The organism is Heliobacterium chlorum (assembly GCF_014502795.1).
GTDB lineage: Bacteria > Bacillota > Desulfitobacteriia > Heliobacteriales > Heliobacteriaceae > Heliobacterium > Heliobacterium chlorum.
Genome location: NZ_JACVHF010000183.1, coordinates 1 through 401, shown reverse-complemented (window position 1 = coordinate 401; position 401 = coordinate 1). Strand labels below are relative to the sequence as shown.

The window sequence follows — 401 nt, the reverse complement described above, 5'->3', positions numbered from 1 at the left end:
TGATCTGGTGGCAATGGCGGAGGGGTCACACCCGTTCCCATCCCGAACACGGAAGTTAAGCCCTCCTGCGCCGATGGTACTTGGGACGTTGGTCCCTGGGAGAGTAGGTCGTTGCCAGATTGTCCGGCGAAGCCGGCAAAACCGGATGCGTAACGTATCCGGTTTATATGGGGCTATAGCTCAGCTGGGAGAGCGCTTGAATGGCATTCAAGAGGTCAGCGGTTCGATCCCGCTTAGCTCCACCAATTTTATCAAACCACTTGTCGCCGAACGGCGACAGGTTTGTTCCTTGAAAACTGCACAGAGGTAAAGTAAAGCGTAATTATAAGGTCAAGTTAGTAAGGGCATACGGTGGATGCCTAGGCGCTGAGAGGCGAAGAAGGGCGCGGATAACTGCGAAA

At 53.9% G+C, this 401-nt stretch carries 1 tRNA gene and 2 rRNA genes; all 3 read left to right on the top strand.

Going from position 1 to position 401, the window contains the following annotated elements:
* Window positions 1–3 precede the first annotated feature (3 nt).
* Window positions 4–120 (top strand): 5S ribosomal RNA (gene rrf / locus H1S01_RS20910).
* 49 nt (window positions 121–169) lie between these two features.
* A tRNA-Ala gene (locus H1S01_RS20905) sits at window positions 170–245 on the top strand.
* Window positions 246–328: 83 nt separating this feature from the next.
* A 23S ribosomal RNA gene (locus tag H1S01_RS20900) occupies window positions 329–401 on the top strand; the annotation flags it as partial.